Consider the following 19,453-nt stretch of genomic DNA (forward strand, 5'->3'; position numbering starts at 1 on the left):
GTTAACTTAATTACACGTGTGGTTTACGCCAGGCTCAAAGGGGCAACGAATGAAGGAAGCAGCACGCTCCACCGGCGAGACCGGCAGCAGAAAAGCCAAGAAATCCCAAAGCGAAGTGGCTGAACTGCTGCAATCTTCCGCCTTCGAACTGTTTGCCCATCAAAACTACTCTTCGGTCAGAATCAAAGATATTGCCACCGCCACCGGCCTCAATTCCGCGCTGATTTATTATTACTTTGGCTCGAAAGAAGATCTGTTTGTGAAGGTGATCGAAACCGCGGTGACCAATGCCTTCCAGAAATTCGACAACGTGATTGGCAGTGATAACGGCCCCAAAGACATTCTGTTTTTATGGATTGAAATCCATATTTCTCAGTTCCATCTGTTGCAGAAGCTGGCAAAAATCAGCCTCGACTACTCCAGCACCAACGGCCGCATTCCTTCTATCGATAAAGCGATTAAGACCTTTTACGAGAAGGAGTCGGTGATCCTGAAAAACACCATCAAACAGGGGATTGCTGCCGGCACCTTCCGCGAAGTGGATCCGGCCGATATGGCGATGCTGATCTCCACCTTCCTTGATGGCGTGCTGTTCCGCAACGTGATGTTCCCCAACTTCAAATACAAACAGGCCATCCAGGTGATGCGCAATTTTGTCTTCGAGCAGTTAGAACCCCGGCCAGTCTGATCAGGCCTTAATGGCCTGAGGGCGATCGGCCGAATGGCAGATCGCCCCCGTTAACGCTAGAAAATCGTGCTGTAACGGTCGATCTCCCACTGGCTGACATGCAGGTGATAACTGTTCCACTCCTGCAATTTGTACTTCACAAACTCATCCTTCAGCGCCTTGCCCAGCGTCGCTTCAATAAAGGGATCGCTGTCAAAGGCTTCCACCGCTTCCAGCAGGTTCTGCGGCAGGAAGTCGATGCCGCGTGCTTTGCGCTCTTCTTCACTGATGGCGTACAGGTTGTCCTCGTTGGGCTGACGTGGGTCTATTTTTTCGCGGATCCCTTCCAGACCAGCCGCCAGCGCCAGCGTGGCCGCCAGATACGGGTTGACCGCGCCATCGGCATTGCGCGACTCGCAGCGACCGCCACCAGCCGGCACGCGCACCGCATTGGTCCGGTTGTTCGATCCCCAGGAGTTAAACACCGGTGCCCAACTGAAATAGCTCATGGCCCCCTGACGCACCAGACGCTTATAGCTGTTCACCGTCGGGGCGAAAGCGGCGCACAACGATCGGCCATGCTTCAGCAGGCCACCGATAAAGTGATAGCCGGTTTCGCTCAGCCCCAGTCCCCAGGGATCGTCACTGCTGCCGGCCTGATGTTTGAACAGGTTATCGCCGGTTTTCAGGTCATACAGCGACATATTAAAGTGCGCACCGGTGCCGGTCTTATCCGAGAAGGGTTTCGGCATAGTAGTGGCCACCAGCCCCATCTCTTTGGCGTAGTGCTTGGCCATAAAGCGGAAGAAGATAAACCGGTCGCAGGAGGTCAGCGCATCGGCATAGTTAAAGTCGAATTCATACTGGGAGTTGCCATCTTCGTGATCCAGCGAATAGAGGTCCCAGCCTAGCGCGTTGATGGTGCTGGAGACTTTATCCAGCCAGGCAAACTGGTCGACGAAGCCCTGCAGGTCATAGCACGGCTTGGTCAGTTTATTGTCTTTTTCCGGTACGGAAAGCGAGCCATCTTCATTGCGCTTCAGCAGATAGATTTCGCATTCAATTCCCAGGTTAAAGCCGAATCCCATCTCGTTGGCCTGCTTCAACACGGTTTGCAGCGCCACGCGGGTATTCAGCGCATAGGGTTTGCCCTGGAAGTGGTTATCCGCCGGCATCCAAGCGATTTTCGGCTCCCACGGCAGCTGGATGATATGGTCCAGATCCGGCACCGAGGTCAGTTCATCTTCGTTCGGCAATTGCCCGAGGCCATCCAGCGCGTAGCCGGTATAGCGTTCCGAGCCCTCCGCCATATGGCTGAGATGCTCAATCGGCACCACTTTGCCCTTGGGTACGCCGTGAATATCCACGTAAGCACCAATGCAATATTCCACGCCTTTGGCTTTCAGGCTTTGCTTAATCTCTGCGATCTCTCCGGCTGTTTTCATCTTCTTCCTGCCTCAACTGTGTTCAACGATCGGGTGCGGGACATACGGCGCTTCAAGCTGGCCGATCTCCTCCGCAGTAAGGGTCAATTCACTGGCGGCGACCGCCTCTTCAAGGTGGAGAAATTTCGTCGCGCCGATCACCGGCGAGGCCACGGCTTTGCGTGTGAACAGCCAGGCTAACGCAATCTGCGCCTGCGACACGCCGCGCGCTGTCGCCACCGCCGTCACCGCCTGAATCACCCGACGGTCCGCCTCTTCGGTTGCCCGGTAGAGAAATTCCGCATAAGAATCTTTGCCGCCGCGCTCGCTGTTTTGCTGCGCCTCAACCGGTCGGGTTAACCTGCCGCGCGCCAGCGGACTCCACGGCGTGACGCCCACCCCTTCGCTGGCGCACAGGTCGAGCATTTCGCGCTCTTCTTCGCGGTACAGCAGGTTGAGGTGATTCTGCATGGCAATAAAGCGCGACCAGCCGTGATACTTCTGCACCTGCAACGCCTTGCTGAACTGCCAGGCATACATCGAAGACGCGCCGAGATAGCGCACCTTGCCGGCCTTCACCAGGTCGTGCAGCGCCTCAAGCGTCTCCTCCAGCGGGGTGTCGTAATCCCAGCGGTGAATTTGATACAGGTCGATATAATCGGTGCCGAGACGGCGCAGGCTGTGGTCGCACTCGGCGAAAATCGCCTTGCGGGACAGGCCCTTGCTGTTGGCCCCCTTACGCATCGGGTTATAGAGTTTGCTGGTAATCACCACCTCATCGCGGTTAGCGAAATCTTTCAGCGCCCGGCCCAACACCTCTTCACTGGCCCCTTTGGCGTAGATATTCGCCGTGTCGAAAAAGTTGATCCCCAGCTCCAGCGCTTTACGGATAAAGGTGCGGCTTTGCTCTTCGTCAAACGTCCAGCTGTAGCCGCTGGCCGCTGGCGGCGCGTAGGTGACACAGCCCAGACTGAGGGCAGACACTTCCAGGCCGGAATGGCCCAGCTTTAGGGTTCTCATCGCAGTTCCTCAGGCGGTCAGTTTGCGTTTCAGATAGTTGGCGAGATGCCAGACGGACGTTTCCAGATGGCTGAGCCGTCCAGGCCGGGCCAGCTGCGAGCGGCTGCCGCGCTGCTGTTCGGCGTTGATTTCCAGATCTTCGGCGACAATGGTCATCACTCCCGCGCGCATCCGTTCGACGGTATCCGCAAAGTCGCTGCGCGCGGCCGCCGGTTTCGACACCAGCACCACGCGATGCCAGACCGACATCGATTTGCTGACCGGCAGAATGACGTTGATGGTCACCCGGTCAGGATTCAGCGACATCAGGCAGGTGGGATACAGCAGCAGCAGATCGCTGCGCCGTAAATCATCGCCTTCCAGCCCGCCGAAGGGCTCCAGCCCGGCGGTCATGATTTCACTGATATCGCCGTTTTTGCGCAGCGGCTGATGGCAAACGGTCCAGCCCGGCGTGTCTTCACCTATCCAGGTCAGGCGACCCGGGAAGCTGTCTTCCAGCGTGGTACGGTGTACGCCGGCGTGGTGATAACACTCAATGAAGGTTTCCACTGCCATCTTCCAGTTGAACGGACAGTCGTAATCGAGGGTGAAAGCGCAGTGCAGATCCGCAAGGTGGTATTTTTCCAGCACCGGCACCAGCGGCCCCAGACGATCGCTTAACGGTGCCAGGGTTGCCGAGAAGGTAATAAAGATCATGCCGGCGACGATCTCATGGCGGATTTGCGGCAGCTGGCAGTCATGGCGATCGAAACCTTCTGCCTGCTGCATCGACGGTGCGCCGGTCAGTTTGCCTTCGGTGTTATAGCTCCAGTTGTGGAACGGACAAACGAAGACCCGCGAATTGCCGCTGCCGCTGGCGATCGGCACCCAGCGGTGCAGGCAGACGTTGGACATCACGCGGATGCCCTGTGCATTGCGCACCACCAGCAGCGGCTCGCCGACCACATCCAGCGTAAAGTAGTCGTTCTCATTGGGCAGCTGCGCCACATGGCCGACAAACAGCCAGTCCTCCCGCAGTACCTTCTGCGCTTCAATACGGAAGAACGCGTCACTGTTGTAGGCTTCCGCCGGCAGGGTTTCGGCCCTCGCCGCATTGTCGCTTTGTTGCGCCAGGATCTGCCGGGCAATCGCTTCGCCGTCGTCATAACGACAGTCTATTTTCGTTTCAGTTTGCATAAACTCCCCCCTGATGGCCTGACAGTGCAGGATTAAAATCGACGGTAATGCGGCCTAACTCCGCCTCCAGCAGCGGGATCACCCGTTCGCCAAACAGCTCAAGCGAACGGCGTGCCCGGGCTAGCGGCATATCACCAAACTGGAAAAAGCAGTTGTAGTGGCTGGGACGGATTTCACGCACTTCGCTGAGAATGCGTTCGGCCACCGTTTCCGCATCGCCAAACATCAGGTTGTCACATACCTGGTCCAGCGTCGGCTCCCCGACGAACGGCGGCGCGTCGATAAACGCTTCCGCGCTGACCTGGGTGTCACCCTGTAGCGCGACGATCATCCTGGCGACGAACATCGCACGGTCTGCAGCTTCACGCGCTTCGCTGCGGCTGTCGGTCACGTGGATGTATTGCTGGATCGCCACCGGCATATCGCCGTTGAGACCCGCCGCCTGCCAGCCGGCTCGGGCATCGCGCACCGTCTGCCTTAGCTTGTGCGTACCGCGATAACCGGCGGTCATAAACGGCGTTGCCTGCCACGGCTGGAAAGCCTTCAGCACCGACGGATTGGCCGAGGTGATGTACAGCGGCGGCAGCGGCTTTTGCAGCGTATCCAGCAGAAAATCGGTCACCAGCGGCGCACCGTGGCGATCGGCTGACTGGGTGTGTCCCGTGGTCAGGGCATCGCTGACCATTTGCCAGTTCGCCAGCAGCCGATCGGTTCGCGCGTCCACATCCAGACCGTAACGATCGAATTCCCATGCCTGATAGCCGCTGCCAATGCCCAGCACCAGCCGACCGTCGGTCAGCCGATCCACCAGCGCGATCTCCTGCGCAATGCGCATCGGGTGGTAGAGCGGCAGTACGATCACCGCCGTCCCCAGTTTGATGCGTTGAGTGTATCCCGCCATATGTGCCGCCATCATCAGTGGCGACACGCTGATCGAGTAATTGGTGAAATGGTGTTCAGCAAACCAGGCGGTGTCAAAACCGATGGCTTCTGCCAGCTGAATCATTTCGCGCGTGTCCTGAATAACCCCTTGCAGACCTCGGGCGTTATCCTTAAAAGACATCAAGTTAAATAAACCCAGTCTCATACGTTTTCCCCGGACAAACTGACCCACGGTGAGTTACCTCACCCGACCTTTGCTGTAATGTTTTTCTATGCGGGTCTGCGCAGCGCTGAGCAGCGTTGTCGCGACCAGGTACCAGATGCACGCCACAATCAGCAGCGGAATATTTTCGTACGTTCGTGAATAAATGGCCTGCGCCGAATAGAGCAGGTCGGAGAGTGAGATCACGCTGACCAGCGAGGTGGTCTTGAGCATGCCGATAATCTGGTTGCCGGTCGGCGGAATAATAAACGGCACAGCCTGCGGTAAGATCACCCGTTTTAAATACTGGTTTTTGGTCATGCCCAACGCGCGAGCGGCTTCCTGCTGACCGTCATCGACCGAGGAGATCCCCGCGCGAATAATTTCCGCCATATAGGCCGACTCGTTCAGCCCCAGGCCGAGGATTGCCGCCGTCCATGGGGTGATCAGGTCGTTCATGCTGCCCTGCCACAGGGAAAACACGCCGGGAATGCCGATATTTACCGTCGGATAGAGCGCCGCCAGGTTGTACCAGAAGATCAGCTGTACCAGCACCGGCGTGCCGCGGAAGAACCAAATCCAGCCGCCGCTAAAGCCAGACAGCAACGGGTTAGTCGACAGCCGCATCACCGCGATGACGACGCCCAGCACAATCGCCAGCAGCATAATGACCAGCGTTAACCAGCTGGTGGTAACCAGTCCACTGAGGATGGTCGGCGAGAACAGGTATTTCCCCACCGTCGCCCAGCCAAAGTTGGGGTTGGTTATCATCGACTCGGCGACCAGCGCAATCAGCACCACAATCACCACTGCCGATATCCAGCGGCCGACATAGGGCGAAGGCACCACCTTCAGTTGGTCATGCGGGTAAGGATTCTCTTTACTGGCCCGCAGTCGGGTGTCGTTAAGCGCCTGGTGGTTCTCTGTCATCGCAATTCTCTTTTCGTTACGCATGGGAGGATCCCTGCAGAAAGTCGAATTAATTAATCGATTAATTAACACTACGGGCGCGGATCCGTCAACACAATCCCTGCTCAATCGATTACAAAATTCGCGTGAGAAAATCCCGCGTTCGCGGATGAACCGGCGCGCTAAATATCGCCTGCGGCGCACCGGTTTCGACGATCGCGCCGTTGTCCATAAACGCCACTTTTGACGCCACTTCACGGGCAAATGACATTTCGTGGGTGACGATCACCATGGTCATGCCCTCCTGCGCCAGCACGCGCATCACGTCCAGCACTTCGCCCACCAGTTCGGGATCCAGTGCGGACGTCGGCTCGTCGAACAGCATCAGGCCGGGTTTCATTGCCAGCGCGCGGGCAATCGCCACCCGTTGCTGCTGGCCGCCCGATAGCGCCGATGGATAAGCATGATAGCGGTGGCTGAGCCCAACCCGATCTAGCAGCGCTTCGGCTTCTTTTTGTGCCTGCGCGCGCGGGATTTTTTTGACGGTGATCGGCGCTTCCATCACGTTCTCCAGCGCGGTCATATGGCCGAACAGGTTGAAGCGCTGGAAAACCATGCCGATTTGACGACGCTTGCGCGCCACTTCTGACTCTTTTAACTCGTACAGCCGATCACCCTGCCGCCGGTAGCCGACCATCTCGCCTTCGACGTACAGCGCGCCACCATCAATTTTTTCCAGATGGTTGATGCAGCGTAAAAAGGTCGATTTACCGGAACCGGATGGCCCAATCAGGCAGACCACGTCGCCTTTCTCAATGGTCAGATCGACCCCTTTCAGGATCTCGACGCCGCTAAAGGATTTTCTGACCTGGAGTGCCTCTACCACTGCCACTTGCGCTGTCATGGTGTTCCTCCTGACGCTGTCTGAGTCATATACCAGGTGCTGGCACCGCCGCCATCCACCAGCAACATCTGCCCGGTGATATAGCTGGCAGCATCGGACGCCAGAAAGCAGACGGTTTGCGCAATCTCTTCCGGCGTGCCGGCACGTTTGAGCGGCAGGCGGCTGACCTCTTCAGCCAGTTGAGGTTCGTGCTGCTGCCAGCCGGTTCCTGCCGGGCGAATCGGCCCCGGACTGACGCCGCACACGCGGATCCCGGATGGCGCCCATTCCAGCGCCATTTGCTGGGTGAGATTGACCACCGCCGCCTTGGAAGGCCCATACGCGCCGGCGCCCGGATAACAGCGGTGGGCCGACGCCCCGGCGATATTGATCACCACGCCTCCCCCGGCCATTCGACGTACCACCTCGGTGGACACCACAAAGGTGCCGGTAAGATTGGCGCTGATCACCTGCTGCCATTGCCGATCGGTCAGGGACAGCAACGGTGCCGGCGCGGTGCTGCCCGCATTGTTGACCAGCAGCTGAATGTTACCCAACGCGTCGCGCATCGCTTCCAGCACGGACACCACCTCCGCCCGCACCGTCATATCCGCCAACCAGTAACCGGCCTTCACGCCCAGCTCCCGCAGTGAAGCCACCGCAGTTTCTGCCGCTGCGCTGTCCGCGCGGATCAGTAATGCAATATTGACGCCATTCCGTGCCAGCGCCTGCGCAATCGCCAGGCCCACGCCCTTCGAGCCGCCGGTCACCAGCGCCGTTTTTCCCGCTAAGCCGTGCATGGCAGTGCCTCCGTTTGTGCATTTTCCGGGACGCCTTCCGCCAGCGTCCGCCCGCAGATGTAGCCCCAGGTCAGATTTGGCCCAAGGGTGGTGCCCGCACCCACCGCACGCGTGCCGATCGGATTGGCCATCGCCACGCCGGCGCAAAACAGCCCCGGAATGACGCTGCCGTTTTTATGCATTACCCGGCCATAGCGGTCGGTGCGCGGACCGCCTTTGGTGGCCAGAAAGGTGCGGTTAAACGGGATGGCCAGGAACGGCGCGCGTTCAATTGGCAGTAATCCGCCGCGTAGTCGCTTATCGCTTTTGCCGTGTGCAGACGAAAGATGACGCTGAAAATCACCGTCTTCGCCCCCCAGACAAAAGCCATTAAAGCGGGTCACGCTGGCGGTTAAAGCCTCTGCCGGTATCGCTATCTGCGCCGCCAGCGCGGTCAGCGTCGGTGCCTTGCGCAGCCAACCGCGGGAACGCCATGCGTAATAGCGCAGCAGCGGCGAACGGCGCAACAAACCGCCATCGGCAATCATCCACACCGGCAGCTGCTCCGGGCTGCCATCCGGCTGGCGGGCATCCAGCGCTTCACCCAGATTAAAGGTGAATTCATTGACGAAACGCTGGCCCCGTTTATTGACCAGGATGGCGTCCGGCTCGTATTGAAAAAACACCGACAGGCCATACGACTCCCCCAGATAGCGGCTGGGGATGCCGCCGCCGATCGTCGCCTGATCCATATGTGCCAGCTGCGCGCCAATCGCTTCCGCCATGCGATGACCATCACCGCTGTTACTGCGCGGGCTGGCGATAAAATCGGTATTGCCTGGGAAGTGCAGGTTTCGGCGTTGCGCGTCCCACTCAAAACCGCCGCAGGCCAGCACCACACCGCGCGTGGTGAGGATCTGCAATAACCTGCCTTCCTGATTGATCAACGCGCCGGTCACGCGACCCTCGGCGCTGGTCACCAGCGTTTCCACCCTGGCCTGCGTTTCCACCTGGCAGCCCAGACGCCGACAGCCTTCGAGCAGGCCGCCGATCAGCGCCGCGCCCTTGGTTCGCGTACGGGTTAACGCCCGCCAGGCCAGTTTTGGCGCCATCCGCAGGCTTTCGCGCAGCGGGTGATGCCAGATATCCAGCCCGATGGTTTCGTGGTAGGTAAACAGCTGCGGCAGTGGCGAAGGCCGAATCGCCCATCGTCGGCCCCGCAGCGTTGAGGCACGTAACGGCAGAGGCGCGACCATCCGTCCCTGCGCTTTCGCACCCGGCAGGTGATGCAGCGGATCGGCCTCCGGGGTCAGGGCAAATCGTAACGGCGTCTGACGCTCAATAAACTGCAGCATCTCCCCTGCGCTTTCGGCAAACGCCTGCCAGAGTTCGGATTCCGTTGCTGCCCAGCCTTCCGGCGCACTGGCGGTGAGATAACGCAGTGCTTCTTCGGGCGAGTCAGCCAGTCCGGCGGCTTTGGCATGATGATTCGCCGGTACCCAGGTGGCTCCGCCCGACATGGCGGTGGTGCCGCCCAGCCAGGCCGATTTTTCGGCCACGATCACCGACAGTCCGGCTGAAGCGGCCCGCAGGGCAGCACTCAGTGCTGCCCCTCCTGACCCGACCACCAGCACATCACAGTGCCGGGTTTCGTCAGCGTAATTGACCGACATTACAGCGGCGTCGTGCTGGTGAGGTTAATCCCCGGTTTTTCCAGTTTCATCGGACCGAGATCCCATTTGTCCATCACCTTGTTGTAGGTGCCATTGGCAATCAGCACGTTCATTGCCTTCAGAAGCACGTCAGCCAGCTGTTTGTTTTCATGCGCGACAACAATGCCCAGGTAGTATTTCGGCATCAGCGGCATGGAAACCGTGCGGATCGGCTTCGGTGCCTTCTTCTTAATGTCATCGACGGACGCCGCATCATTCAGGACGAAATCGACGCGGCCAGAATAGAGTGCCAGCAGCACCGCATCCGCCGACGCCAGCGTCACTTTTTGAATGTCAGGCTTGCCATTTTTGCTGCAGTTCGGGGAGTAAATTTCGTTAATGGCATGTTCGAAATCAGTACCGGTCTGCAAGCCGACTTTGAGGCCACAGAGCGTCAGAGGATCCGATTTAATGGCTGTCTCAGTTGCCAGGGTGTAGACCTCGCTGGTGGCATAGGCGTAGTTAACAAAAGTCACCTGTTTTTCACGCTCCAGACTGTCGGAAATACACTCCATCGCCACATCAAACCGGCCACTTTTCACGCCGGGGATCAGGCCGGCAAAGTCGATTGAGACCGGCTTCACCGTCACGCCCAACACCTCACCCAGCGCGTTCCACAGGTCAGGTTCAAATCCGACCATGGTTTTATTGTCTTCCGCGAAGGATTCGCAGGGAGGATAGTGCGCGTCGGTTACCAGATTGAGGGTTTTACTGCTGCGGATCTTGTCGGGCAGCTGCGCATGCAGTGCAGCATCCATCGCCAGCCGCGTGTCGGCCGCCTGCGCATACAAAGAAAAAGCGCCAAGGGAGCAGGCGGTCACGGCGCTTAACAACAGTGTTTTTATTCTCATGCTTTTAACTCCGGATAGTTAGGCGAGTCGCCTGAAGGCCCTGATGATAAAAAAAGCAATAAGTGAATCAGAACGTTGCCCCGACTTCCGGCTGATGTTCTCAGCATCAGTTTTGCAAGCCTTATGCCATTTTTTAAATAACTAATTAATTAACAGCAGCACAAGGGTTTGCCTGCGATAAGGGCAGAGTGAGCAGAAATTCAGCGCTCAAATTATCACCACAACGGTGCAGGGGAGATCATTTGCTGGTGCAGCGTGCCGCCGTTTAAGCGATGGATTCGGTCAGTGCAAAACCCTGACCAGTTCACATTTCGCGGCATAGCCGATGTAGGACCAAAGAAAGTCGTCTAAAGTTTGTTTCAGGGTCAATAACTTACAGACAGCCATCGTCTGGACATGGAGAACTACCTATGCAGAGAGTTGAGAAGCGTCAATGGAAAGCGGTTCTGGTGCTGCCGTTAATGGTCGCAGCGCTGACACAAACGGGCTATGCGGCAGAGAATGATGCCGGGCAACATCTGCTGAGTAGTGCACCTCAGCCACCCGATATCCGGCTGGGGCCGTTGTTCCATGCGGTGCAGGCGGCGAAACTCTACCCGGATCAAAAAACCTTTGCCGATGCCGTGCCTAAAAGCAATCCAACGTCGATTCTGGCCGACTGGCAGATGCAGAAAAAACAGAGCAACTTTGATTTACGCCATTTTGTTGAGGCTAACTTCACCCTGCCGGCTGCCGGTGAAAAGTATGTTCCGCCGTCCGGACAGAGCCTGCGCGAACACATTAATGGCCTCTGGCCGGTGCTGACCCGCTCGACGCAGCAGGCCAGCCAGTGGGATTCGTTGCTGCCGTTGCCGAAACCGTACGTGGTGCCTGGCGGCCGCTTCCGCGAGGTCTATTACTGGGACAGCTACTTCACCATGCTCGGCCTCGCCGAGAGCGGCCACTGGGATCGCGTGCAGGATATGGTGGAAAACTTTGCCCACGAGCTGGATACCTACGGCCATATTCCTAACGGTAACCGCAGCTATTACCTCAGCCGCTCGCAGCCGCCGTTCTTCAGCATGATGGTCGATTTACTGGCCCAGCATCAGGGCGACAGCGCTTACAGCAAATACCTGCCTGAGCTGCAGAAAGAGTACGACTACTGGATGGCGGACGCCGACAGCGTTAAGCCGGGCCAGGCCAGCAAGCGGGTGGTGAAGCTGAAGGATGGCACGCTACTGAACCGCTACTGGGATGCCCGCGACGTACCGCGTACCGAATCCTATATGGATGACATCGCCACCGCGCAGAAGGCCAGCGACCGCAACAAAGCAGAGCTGTACCGCGATCTGCGTGCCGGCGCCGCCTCCGGTTGGGACTTCAGCTCGCGCTGGTTTGATAAGCCGGGCGATCTCTCCACCATCCATACCACGCGGATTGTTCCGGTCGATTTGAATGCGCTGATGTTCCATCTGGAGCAAACGCTGGCGCGCGCCAATAAAGTGGCGAAAAACGACGATGCGGTGAAGAAATTTGACGGGCTGGCGAAGAAACGTCAGGCGGCGATCAACCGCTATCTTTGGGACAATAAGCAAGGCTTCTATGCCGATTATGACTGGCAGAAAGCCACCATCCGTCCTCAGCTGACGGCGGCTACCCTGTTCCCACTGTATCTGCAGGCGGCAACGGAAGAGCACGCCTCCCGCACTGCTGACGCGGTGAAGGCTCAGCTGCTGAAAGAAGGTGGACTGGCGACGACCAACGTCAACAACGGTCAGCAGTGGGATGCGCCGAACGGCTGGGCACCGCTGCAATGGGCGGCAGTTCAGGGACTGAATAATTATGGTAAACAGGCGCTGGCGAAGGATGTCGGTATGCGCTTCCTGCAGAACGTGCAGGCTACCTATGACAAGGAACACAAGCTGGTCGAAAAATATGTGGTGGAAGGTAAAGGGCTCGGTGGCGGTGGCGGCGGTGAATATCCATTGCAGGATGGTTTCGGCTGGACCAACGGCGTGACGCTGAAGCTGATGGACCTCTACTGCCCGAAAAACAGCACCTGTAATAACGTGAGTGACATAACCAAAACGCAGTAAGCGTTGCAACCCTCGCGGCTGCCTGCCCAACCGGCAGCCGCGGTAATAACCCTATCCTATTGTTCTTCCGTGACTATAAAAGGCACTCTGCGTTAACCCCCTCACCAGGACCTCCCTTTATGCAGACCACTGACTCTCGCTTCCCTGAGAAAAAAATGTTAATTGCCGGATCGGTTGGCAACTTTATCGAATGGTATGAATTCGCGGTGTATGGCTTTCTGGCGACCGTTATCGCCGGAAACTTTTTCCATCTGGAAGGTGAGAGCGACCTGACCAGTCTGATCCTCACCTACGCCGCCTTTGCGCTGGCCTTCTTTTGTCGGCCGATTGGCGCGATGATTTTTGGCCGCATCGGCGACCGCATCGGCCGCAAGCCGACGCTGATTGCGGTGCTGCTGCTGATGACGCTGGCGACCTTTCTGATTGGACTGATGCCCACTTATGCCACCGTCGGCGTGGCGGCACCGCTGCTTCTGACCCTGCTGCGGATGCTGCAAGGGTTGTTCGCCGGCGGGGAATTTGGTGGCGCGGTGGCGCTGATGACCGAATTCGCTCCGGCGGGAAAACGCGGACGCTACGGCGCGTGGCAATCCTTCACCGTCGCGCTGGGGTTACTGGCGGGTGCCGGTCTGGTGGCCTTGCTGTCGGCGCTGCTCACGCCTGAACAGCTGAAAGGCTGGGGATGGCGAATCCCCTTCCTGCTGGCGTTACCGATGGGGCTGGTGGCGCTGTGGCTGCGGTCACAACTGGAAGAGCCGCCCACCTTTGCCAAAGCGCAGAAGCTTGAACCCGCACCGCTGTCTTCAGTTGTGAAAGCCATCGTACTGGGTATCGGCAGAATGATGGGCTGGTCGGCCGCGGGCTACACCTTCCTGGTGGTGATGCCCTCGTGGCTACAGACCGCACTGCATGCCAGTTTTCAGCAGGCGTTGCTGGCAACCGTATTGGGCAACGTCGGTTTTGCGTTAACCATTTTACCGGCGGGAAGGCTCAGCGATCGCTATGGAAGGCGCAGTATTATGCTGCTGGCGATGCTGGTGGTGGTCCTGTTTAGCTATCCACTGCTGGCCCTGTTGCAGCAACCGGGCGCCGCGCTCTGGCTGAAAGGATTAGCCGTTCTGATAGCCGGTGCGGTAGTGGGGATGATTGCCGGTCCCGGTCCGGCGATGCTGGCCGAGATGTTTCCTACCCGCATTCGCTATACCGGCCTGGGCCTGGCCTATTCACTTTCTAACGCCGTTTTCTCCGGCTGTGCCGGGCTGATTATCACCGGACTGATCAAACAAACCGGAAATATCTATATCCCAGCGTGGTATGTGATGATCACCGGGGCGATCAGTGCGCTGGCGCTGCTGACCCTAAACCGCGACGATCATCTGCACGACCTCAAGCCTTAGACTCACCTCAAGCCAGCGGCGCGCTCCGCTGGCCTCTCCTGCTGGCGATATAATTCCCTTATTTTTGCAAGTGAATAGATAAGCAAATTCAATGCTTGAAAGTATGTTACGGAAAGATAATAATTCTCATTGAGATTATCATATATCTTTACATTACCGTCACGACGCGTCTTTCACTGTAACAGCGTCGGCGGACCTTTCTTCGCATTTTGTAAGGGAATTGACAATGAGAATGGCTTTTTCTTTAAAGCGTTCTGCTTTGCTTTGCTCCATCGCTCTGGCTACACCTGCTTTCACCTTTGCGGCCGAGACGCTGGTCGTTACCGCGCAACCCGCAGAAACGGCGACCACGCCAACAGAGGGTTACACGGCTAAAACCAGCAAAGGCGCAACCAAAACCGATCGTCCGCTGATCACCACCGCCCAGTCCGTTTCCGTGGTTACCCGTCAGCAGATGGAAGACCAGGGCGCGATGGACGTTAACCAGGCGCTGAACTATACCGCCGGTGCCTTTACTAACTTCGCCGGTGCCGCAACCCGTTATGACACCGTTTCTCTGCGCGGCTTCCACGGTGGGGATGTTGATAACATCTTCCTCGATGGCCTGCGTCTGATGAGCGATCCGGGCAGCTATAACGTCCTGCAGGTCGATCCCTGGTTCCTGGACCGTATCGATGTGATCAAAGGCCCGTCTTCTGCCCTGTATGGTCAGACCGTGCCGGGTGGACTGGTGATGGAAACCTCCAAGCGTCCACAGTTCACGCCTGAAGGCCACTTCCGTGCCTCTACCGGCACCAATTCCACCAACAGCGCCGCCTTTGATTACACCAATGCGATCAACGATCAGTGGGCGTTTCGTCTGACCGGTATCACCCGCAACAGCGACACCCAGTACGATCACACCCGTGAAGAAAAATACGCCATCTCCCCTTCCGTGCTGTGGCAGCCTGATGAAGATACCTCGCTGTTGCTGCGTGCCTATCTGCAGAAAGACCCGTCAGGCGGCTATCACGGTGCCGTGCCGGGCGATGGCAGCATTACCGAACATAACGGCCGCAAGCTGAGCAACGGTTTCTACGACGGCGACAGCTCACTGGATCAGTTCAAACGTAACGAGCAGATTTACAGCTACGAATTCGCTCACCGCTTTAATGACACCTGGGCGTTCCGTTCTAACGCCAGCTATTCCCACTCCAACGTCGACCTCGATCAGGTTTATCAGATTGGCTGGGACGCCGATAACCCGAATCTGCTGAACCGCTACTACTCCGGTTCACGCTCCTCGCTGGATGCGTACGCCATTGATAACCAGCTGGAAGCCGATTTCGCCACTGGCGAAGTGGATCACAAAGTGGTGCTCGGCGGGGAATATCACCAGTACAAGAACGATCTGAGCGATGCCAGTGGATCAGCAAATCAGCTGAATGCGCTAACCGGCCAGGCCATCGGCGATCGTCTGAGCTATGACTTTACCGATTCGCAGCGTCGTTATTACCAGACCGGCGTCTATCTGCAGGATGAAATGACCTGGCAGAAATGGCACCTCGACCTGTCTGGCCGTTATGACCGCATCGTGTCGGAAACGGATGATTACTCCACCAGCACCAAAAACCGTCGTCAGGACGACCACGTCAGTGGCCGTGCTGCCCTGTTGTATGCGTTCGACAATGGCATTTCGCCGTACGCCAGCTACAGCCAGGCCATTACGCCGCAGTCACTGTCCGGTGAAGATGGCAATCTGCTGAAGCCAACCACCTCCGAGCAGTATGAAGCCGGGGTGAAATACCAGCCGAACGGCACGTCCGATCTCTACTCGGTTGCGGTGTACGATCTGACGCAGAAAGACGTGGGTAACCGCGTTGTGGTCGGTTCCTATTATGAGCCTGCCGGTAAGGTGCATTCACAAGGGTTTGAACTGGAAGCACATAACCAGATCACGCCTCGTCTGAGCACCATTGCTAACTACACCATGAACCACGTGCGCTTTAAGGATTCTGTGGATGGCAACGACGGCCACACGCCGTACGTTACGCCAAACTCCATGGCCTCGGCCTGGGCGAAATACCAGCTGGATTGGGGTATCAGCGTCGGTGCCGGTGTGCGTTACATCGGCAAGCAGTGGGCGGATAACGAAAACACCACCCGTCTGCCCTCCACCACGCTGTTTGATGCTTCTGTGCGTGCCGATCTTGGCGCCTGGAACAGCAGCCTGAAAGGCGCGTTTGTGCAGGTTAATGCCAATAACGTGACTGACCGTGATTATGTCTCGGCCTGTTACGGTACCGGTTACTGCTACTGGGGCGCAGAGCGCACCGTGGTGGCGACCGTCGGCTACGATTTCTAATCCGCCATCCATAAAAAAAGGGAGACGATATCGTCTCCCTTTCCTTTACTGCCCATCGCTGGTCAGCTTTTCACTTTACGGTAAATCCACAGCACCACAATCGCGCCGATCACCGCGACAACAAAGCTGCCGAAGTTAAACCCGTCTACCCTGCCGAAGCCGAACAGCGTACTGATCCAGCCGCCGACCACAGCACCGATGATGCCGAGAACCACGGTGATGATAAATCCGCCGCCGTCTTTACCTGGCATAATCCACTTAGCGATAATCCCTGCGATCAGACCAAAGATGATCCAAGATAAAATTCCCATTTACAGCTCCTTGTTACTTACTGATTAGACGGGATTAGTATAGGACAGGATTCTAACTCTGTGATTTAAATCTAAACTTTTTGTCAGTTTTTTTTGCTTCAGCCCTAAAGCGTCACGTTGAGATGCCGATACTTCGACGTATCACCGCTCAAAGCGTGTTTTCTGGCAGTCAACCGGAGTGGAATGTGAAAGAAAACGATAATGAACAGTACCTGAAACGCGGCCCGTTGGCGGTGTTGGCGGTATTGAAGAATCTGATGAAAAATCAGACGCCAATCCTGGTCTCTCACGCGCGTGGCCAGTTTATTACCAAATTGCTGGATGCCGACAAGGATCGGATGGTGCTCGATCTGGGCAGTAACGATCATGAAAACCAGCTGGCGATGGACGCCGAAGACCTGCATCTGACGGCGGAAACGCACGGGGCGAAGGTCGAATTCGCTCTCGGCACGCTGACTGACGATAAGTTTGATGGCCTGCCCGCCTTCGGTGCCGACCTGCCAGATATTCTGTGGATGATCCAACGGCGGGAATTTTTCCGCGTGAATGCCCCGCTTGACCCGATATTTTATTGCTACGTGCAATGGCCCGACGGCAGCGGCGAAGGCCGGATGCGTCTGCAGGATTTGTCACTCGGCGGCATTGGCGTGCTGGGCGATTCGCCGATCCCGGAAGGGCTGCACGGTGGCGAGCAGTTTAAGAAGCTGCGCGTTGAGCTGGGGGAATATGGCCGTTTTGAAGTGGATGCGTATCTGATCAACGTCGGTAAGCGCAGCATTGTCGGCAATAAGAATGAAACCGTGGTCACCCCACGTCTGAGCTTCCGCTTCAGTTCATTAAATGCGGGCGAAGAACGTTCGCTTCAGCAGGTGATTTTTTCTCTTGAGCGCCTGGCGCGCGATAAAGCCACTCGCTTCCAGTAGATTGCCGACCTGAAGAACAGGCGGCGTGCCGGGCAGTCAGCACGCCGGACCCTTTAGATGGTGCGGTAAGCGGTGGTCACTTTCCACAGATAACGCGGTGCCTGAGCGGCAGGATGCTTATTCTGCACGTGCTGGTAAAACTCTTCCGGCGACATTGAGTTAATCATTGCAATCGCCTGATCCCGATCGCGTGAGAAGGTTCTCAGCAACGCACCGGCACCGTTGGCATACGACACGATGGTGGCGTAACGCAGGGTTTTCGGATCGCGGATGCCGGCCAGCGACTGATCCTGCAGGATCTTCAGATAGGCCGTACCGATATCAATGTTCCTTACCGGATCGCGCAGCTCTTTACTGCTTGGCTGCCCTCTTCTTCCCTGAACCCGGTACACTTCACGGCCTGCTGTTGAGGCTTTAATCTGCATCAATCCAATGGCATTCGACTTACTGACTACCGTTGGATTGCCGCCCGATTCGACTGAAATAATGGCATCTACCAGCTTTGGATCGACCCCGTAGTTGTTTGCTGCGCTCTCCGTGAACATCGACCAGGCCTGAGCCACCTTTTCTGGCGGCGCCTGAGTTAACGGCGTTTGCTGCTGAGTTATTGTTTGTTTATGCGGTTCACTGGCACATCCCGCCAGCAGTAACACGCCCAGTATCGCAACCGTTTTCACTTTTCTCACGCTGTTTTCATCCTCTGAGCCTTAGCCTCGCGCCTTACAATAGCGTGCGCCGGACAAAAGAAAATTACCGAAACTCTGAATTTGACGCGCTTGCGGGTGACTTCACGTATGCTTTTCGTCATCATCAGGGGTATTGGACCGTCAGTGGCGTAAAAAAATTCCTTTCGAAGTGGATAAAAATCACACAGATTGTGATTGAAGGCGACTTTTTTTTCGCGCTGCCTGCAAAATGCCGTTGAAATGCGGCCGATCTTTCGCCGCACCGAGGATTAAAGTGAACATTATGTCCGTTACTCCGCGCACTTTTCATCTGATTGCTCCTTCTGGCTATTGCCATAATCAGCCGGCCGCGCAGCTGGCGGTAAAACGGCTGCAGGATCAAGGGCATCACGTGGTGAATACCGAGGTGATAGCCCGCCGTCACCAGCGCTTTGCGGGGGATGATGCCGAACGTTTGCAGGATATAAACGGTCTGGCGCAGATGGAGGATCTGCCGGATATCCTGCTGGCGGTGCGTGGCGGTTATGGCGCGACCCGGCTGCTGCCGCAGATTGATTTTGCCGCCGTCGCTGCCCGCCTGAAGGACCAGCCGGTGGCGCTGTGTGGCCACAGCGACTTCACCGCTATCCAGCTTCCGCTGCTGAAACAAGGTGCCATTTCTTTCAGTGGCCCGATGCTGACCGGCAATTTTGGCGCTGAGGTTTTATCTGATTTCACCGTTGACCACTTTTGGCGCGCGCTGACTTCGCCTAAATTAATCCTTAGCTGGGAAACGCAGCCGCAGGATATCGACGTACAGGGCACCGTCTGGGGCGGTAACCTGGCGATGATTGCCTCGATGATGGGCACCCCCTGGCTGCCGGAGATTGAAGACGGCATTCTGGTGATCGAGGATGTGAATGAGCACCCTTTCCGCGTGGAGAGAATGCTTCTTCAGCTGGCACAGAGCGGCATCCTGGCACGACAGAAGGCAATTGTGACCGGCAGCTTTACCGGCGCGACACTCACCGATTATGACAATGGCTATGACTTCGACAGCGTCTGGACGCTGATTCGTCAGGTAACGGGCGTACCGCTGGTTACCGGTCTTGAATTTGGCCATCACTGGAATACCGTGACGCTTCCGTTAGGCGCGCAGGGACATTTACAGGTCAAGGGTTCAAGCAGCACGCTGACGCTATCAGGGCACCCTACGCTTCGTTAACCATC

17 protein-coding genes are annotated in these 19,453 nt (G+C 57.1%); 6 read left to right on the forward strand and 11 right to left on the reverse strand.

Annotation, left to right across the window (positions count from 1 at the left end):
* The first annotated feature begins 49 nt into the window (after positions 1-49).
* Complete coding sequence (locus ACXKZG_RS13655; RefSeq protein WP_013201753.1) at positions 50-688, forward strand: TetR/AcrR family transcriptional regulator; 639 nt, start codon at positions 50-52, stop codon at positions 686-688.
* A gap of 56 nt (positions 689-744) precedes the next feature.
* Here the strand turns inward: ACXKZG_RS13655 and glnT are convergent, their stop codons facing one another.
* From glnT to ACXKZG_RS13700, 9 genes are all read right to left on the reverse strand, one after another.
* Positions 745-2,112 carry a type III glutamate--ammonia ligase gene (glnT, locus tag ACXKZG_RS13660; RefSeq protein ID WP_013201752.1) on the reverse strand — a complete coding sequence of 456 codons (1,368 nt, stop codon included), beginning with the start codon at positions 2,110-2,112 and terminating at the stop codon, positions 745-747.
* 12 nt (positions 2,113-2,124) lie between these two features.
* Positions 2,125-3,111 (reverse strand): aldo/keto reductase, encoded by a 987-nt coding sequence (locus tag ACXKZG_RS13665; protein WP_013201751.1) that lies wholly within the window; start codon positions 3,109-3,111, stop codon positions 2,125-2,127.
* A 9-nt stretch (positions 3,112-3,120) separates the two neighbouring features.
* Positions 3,121-4,287, reverse strand: a complete 1,167-nt coding sequence (locus ACXKZG_RS13670; RefSeq protein WP_346594842.1) for an aromatic ring-hydroxylating oxygenase subunit alpha — start codon at positions 4,285-4,287, stop codon at positions 3,121-3,123.
* A complete protein-coding gene (locus ACXKZG_RS13675) occupies positions 4,277-5,293 on the reverse strand; it encodes an LLM class flavin-dependent oxidoreductase (protein WP_488875025.1) in 1,017 nt (338 codons plus the stop codon). The genes ACXKZG_RS13670 and ACXKZG_RS13675 overlap by 11 nt, the downstream gene beginning before the upstream one ends.
* 114 nt (positions 5,294-5,407) lie before the next feature.
* A complete protein-coding gene (locus tag ACXKZG_RS13680) occupies positions 5,408-6,325 on the reverse strand; it encodes an amino acid ABC transporter permease (protein WP_488875026.1) in 918 nt (305 codons plus the stop codon).
* 88 nt (positions 6,326-6,413) lie between these two features.
* Positions 6,414-7,184 (reverse strand): amino acid ABC transporter ATP-binding protein, encoded by a 771-nt coding sequence (locus tag ACXKZG_RS13685; protein WP_013201747.1) that lies wholly within the window; start codon positions 7,182-7,184, stop codon positions 6,414-6,416.
* Positions 7,181-7,963: an SDR family NAD(P)-dependent oxidoreductase gene (locus tag ACXKZG_RS13690; RefSeq protein WP_488875027.1), complete on the reverse strand. Its 783-nt coding sequence runs from the start codon at positions 7,961-7,963 to the stop codon at positions 7,181-7,183. The genes ACXKZG_RS13685 and ACXKZG_RS13690 overlap by 4 nt, the downstream gene beginning before the upstream one ends.
* Positions 7,951-9,615 carry an FAD-dependent oxidoreductase gene (locus tag ACXKZG_RS13695; RefSeq protein ID WP_488875028.1) on the reverse strand — a complete coding sequence of 555 codons (1,665 nt, stop codon included), beginning with the start codon at positions 9,613-9,615 and terminating at the stop codon, positions 7,951-7,953. The genes ACXKZG_RS13690 and ACXKZG_RS13695 overlap by 13 nt, the downstream gene beginning before the upstream one ends.
* Positions 9,615-10,505 (reverse strand): ABC transporter substrate-binding protein, encoded by an 891-nt coding sequence (locus tag ACXKZG_RS13700; RefSeq protein WP_488875029.1) that lies wholly within the window; start codon positions 10,503-10,505, stop codon positions 9,615-9,617. The genes ACXKZG_RS13695 and ACXKZG_RS13700 overlap by 1 nt, the downstream gene beginning before the upstream one ends.
* Before the next feature lie 410 nt (positions 10,506-10,915).
* Here ACXKZG_RS13700 and treA point away from each other — a divergent pair, with 410 nt between their 5' ends.
* From treA to ACXKZG_RS13715, 3 genes are all read left to right on the forward strand, one after another.
* The gene (gene treA / locus ACXKZG_RS13705) at positions 10,916-12,583 is read left to right on the forward strand and encodes an alpha,alpha-trehalase TreA (RefSeq protein WP_488875030.1); all 1,668 of its coding nucleotides are present in this window, start codon (positions 10,916-10,918) and stop codon (positions 12,581-12,583) included.
* 119 nt (positions 12,584-12,702) lie between these two features.
* A complete protein-coding gene (locus ACXKZG_RS13710) occupies positions 12,703-13,980 on the forward strand; it encodes an MFS transporter (protein ID WP_488875031.1) in 1,278 nt (425 codons plus the stop codon).
* Positions 13,981-14,206: 226 nt separating this feature from the next.
* Positions 14,207-16,324, forward strand: a complete 2,118-nt coding sequence (locus ACXKZG_RS13715; RefSeq protein WP_488875032.1) for a TonB-dependent siderophore receptor — start codon at positions 14,207-14,209, stop codon at positions 16,322-16,324.
* Positions 16,325-16,386: 62 nt separating this feature from the next.
* On the opposite strand, the gene ACXKZG_RS13720 is transcribed toward ACXKZG_RS13715, so the two are convergent.
* Positions 16,387-16,635: a GlsB/YeaQ/YmgE family stress response membrane protein gene (locus ACXKZG_RS13720; RefSeq protein WP_013201740.1), complete on the reverse strand. Its 249-nt coding sequence runs from the start codon at positions 16,633-16,635 to the stop codon at positions 16,387-16,389.
* A 185-nt stretch (positions 16,636-16,820) separates the two neighbouring features.
* On the opposite strand from ACXKZG_RS13720, the gene ACXKZG_RS13725 reads away from it, so the two are divergent.
* Complete coding sequence (locus ACXKZG_RS13725; RefSeq protein WP_134823909.1) at positions 16,821-17,558, forward strand: flagellar brake protein; 738 nt, start codon at positions 16,821-16,823, stop codon at positions 17,556-17,558.
* A 53-nt stretch (positions 17,559-17,611) separates the two neighbouring features.
* Here the strand turns inward: ACXKZG_RS13725 and emtA are convergent, their stop codons facing one another.
* Entirely contained in the window at positions 17,612-18,235 is a 624-nt protein-coding gene (gene emtA / locus ACXKZG_RS13730) for a membrane-bound lytic murein transglycosylase EmtA (protein WP_371732187.1), read from the reverse strand.
* 292 nt (positions 18,236-18,527) lie between these two features.
* Here emtA and ldcA point away from each other — a divergent pair, with 292 nt between their 5' ends.
* On the forward strand, positions 18,528-19,448 hold the full coding sequence (gene ldcA, locus ACXKZG_RS13735) for a muramoyltetrapeptide carboxypeptidase (RefSeq protein ID WP_488875033.1): 921 nt from the start codon (positions 18,528-18,530) through the stop codon (positions 19,446-19,448).
* Positions 19,449-19,453 lie beyond the last annotated feature (5 nt).

Source organism: Erwinia sp. 2186 (assembly GCF_057812255.1).

Excerpts from the sequence above, each read along its gene's own strand:
- ACXKZG_RS13655 (WP_013201753.1), top strand. The coding sequence starts at position 50 with ATGAAGGAAGCAGCACGCTCCACCGGCGAGACCGGCAGCAGAAAAGCC.
- glnT (WP_013201752.1), bottom strand. The coding sequence starts at position 2,112 with ATGAAAACAGCCGGAGAGATCGCAGAGATTAAGCAAAGCCTGAAAGCC.
- ACXKZG_RS13665 (WP_013201751.1), bottom strand. The coding sequence starts at position 3,111 with ATGAGAACCCTAAAGCTGGGCCATTCCGGCCTGGAAGTGTCTGCCCTC.
- ACXKZG_RS13670 (WP_346594842.1), bottom strand. The coding sequence starts at position 4,287 with ATGCAAACTGAAACGAAAATAGACTGTCGTTATGACGACGGCGAAGCG.
- ACXKZG_RS13675 (WP_488875025.1), bottom strand. The coding sequence starts at position 5,293 with ATGATTCAGCTGGCAGAAGCCATCGGTTTTGACACCGCCTGGTTTGCT.
- ACXKZG_RS13680 (WP_488875026.1), bottom strand. The coding sequence starts at position 6,325 with ATGCGTAACGAAAAGAGAATTGCGATGACAGAGAACCACCAGGCGCTT.
- ACXKZG_RS13685 (WP_013201747.1), bottom strand. The coding sequence starts at position 7,184 with ATGACAGCGCAAGTGGCAGTGGTAGAGGCACTCCAGGTCAGAAAATCC.
- ACXKZG_RS13690 (WP_488875027.1), bottom strand. The coding sequence starts at position 7,963 with ATGCACGGCTTAGCGGGAAAAACGGCGCTGGTGACCGGCGGCTCGAAG.
- ACXKZG_RS13695 (WP_488875028.1), bottom strand. The coding sequence starts at position 9,615 with ATGTCGGTCAATTACGCTGACGAAACCCGGCACTGTGATGTGCTGGTG.
- ACXKZG_RS13700 (WP_488875029.1), bottom strand. The coding sequence starts at position 10,505 with ATGAGAATAAAAACACTGTTGTTAAGCGCCGTGACCGCCTGCTCCCTT.
- treA (WP_488875030.1), top strand. The coding sequence starts at position 10,916 with ATGCAGAGAGTTGAGAAGCGTCAATGGAAAGCGGTTCTGGTGCTGCCG.
- ACXKZG_RS13710 (WP_488875031.1), top strand. The coding sequence starts at position 12,703 with ATGCAGACCACTGACTCTCGCTTCCCTGAGAAAAAAATGTTAATTGCC.
- ACXKZG_RS13715 (WP_488875032.1), top strand. The coding sequence starts at position 14,207 with ATGAGAATGGCTTTTTCTTTAAAGCGTTCTGCTTTGCTTTGCTCCATC.
- ACXKZG_RS13720 (WP_013201740.1), bottom strand. The coding sequence starts at position 16,635 with ATGGGAATTTTATCTTGGATCATCTTTGGTCTGATCGCAGGGATTATC.
- ldcA (WP_488875033.1), top strand. The coding sequence starts at position 18,528 with ATGTCCGTTACTCCGCGCACTTTTCATCTGATTGCTCCTTCTGGCTAT.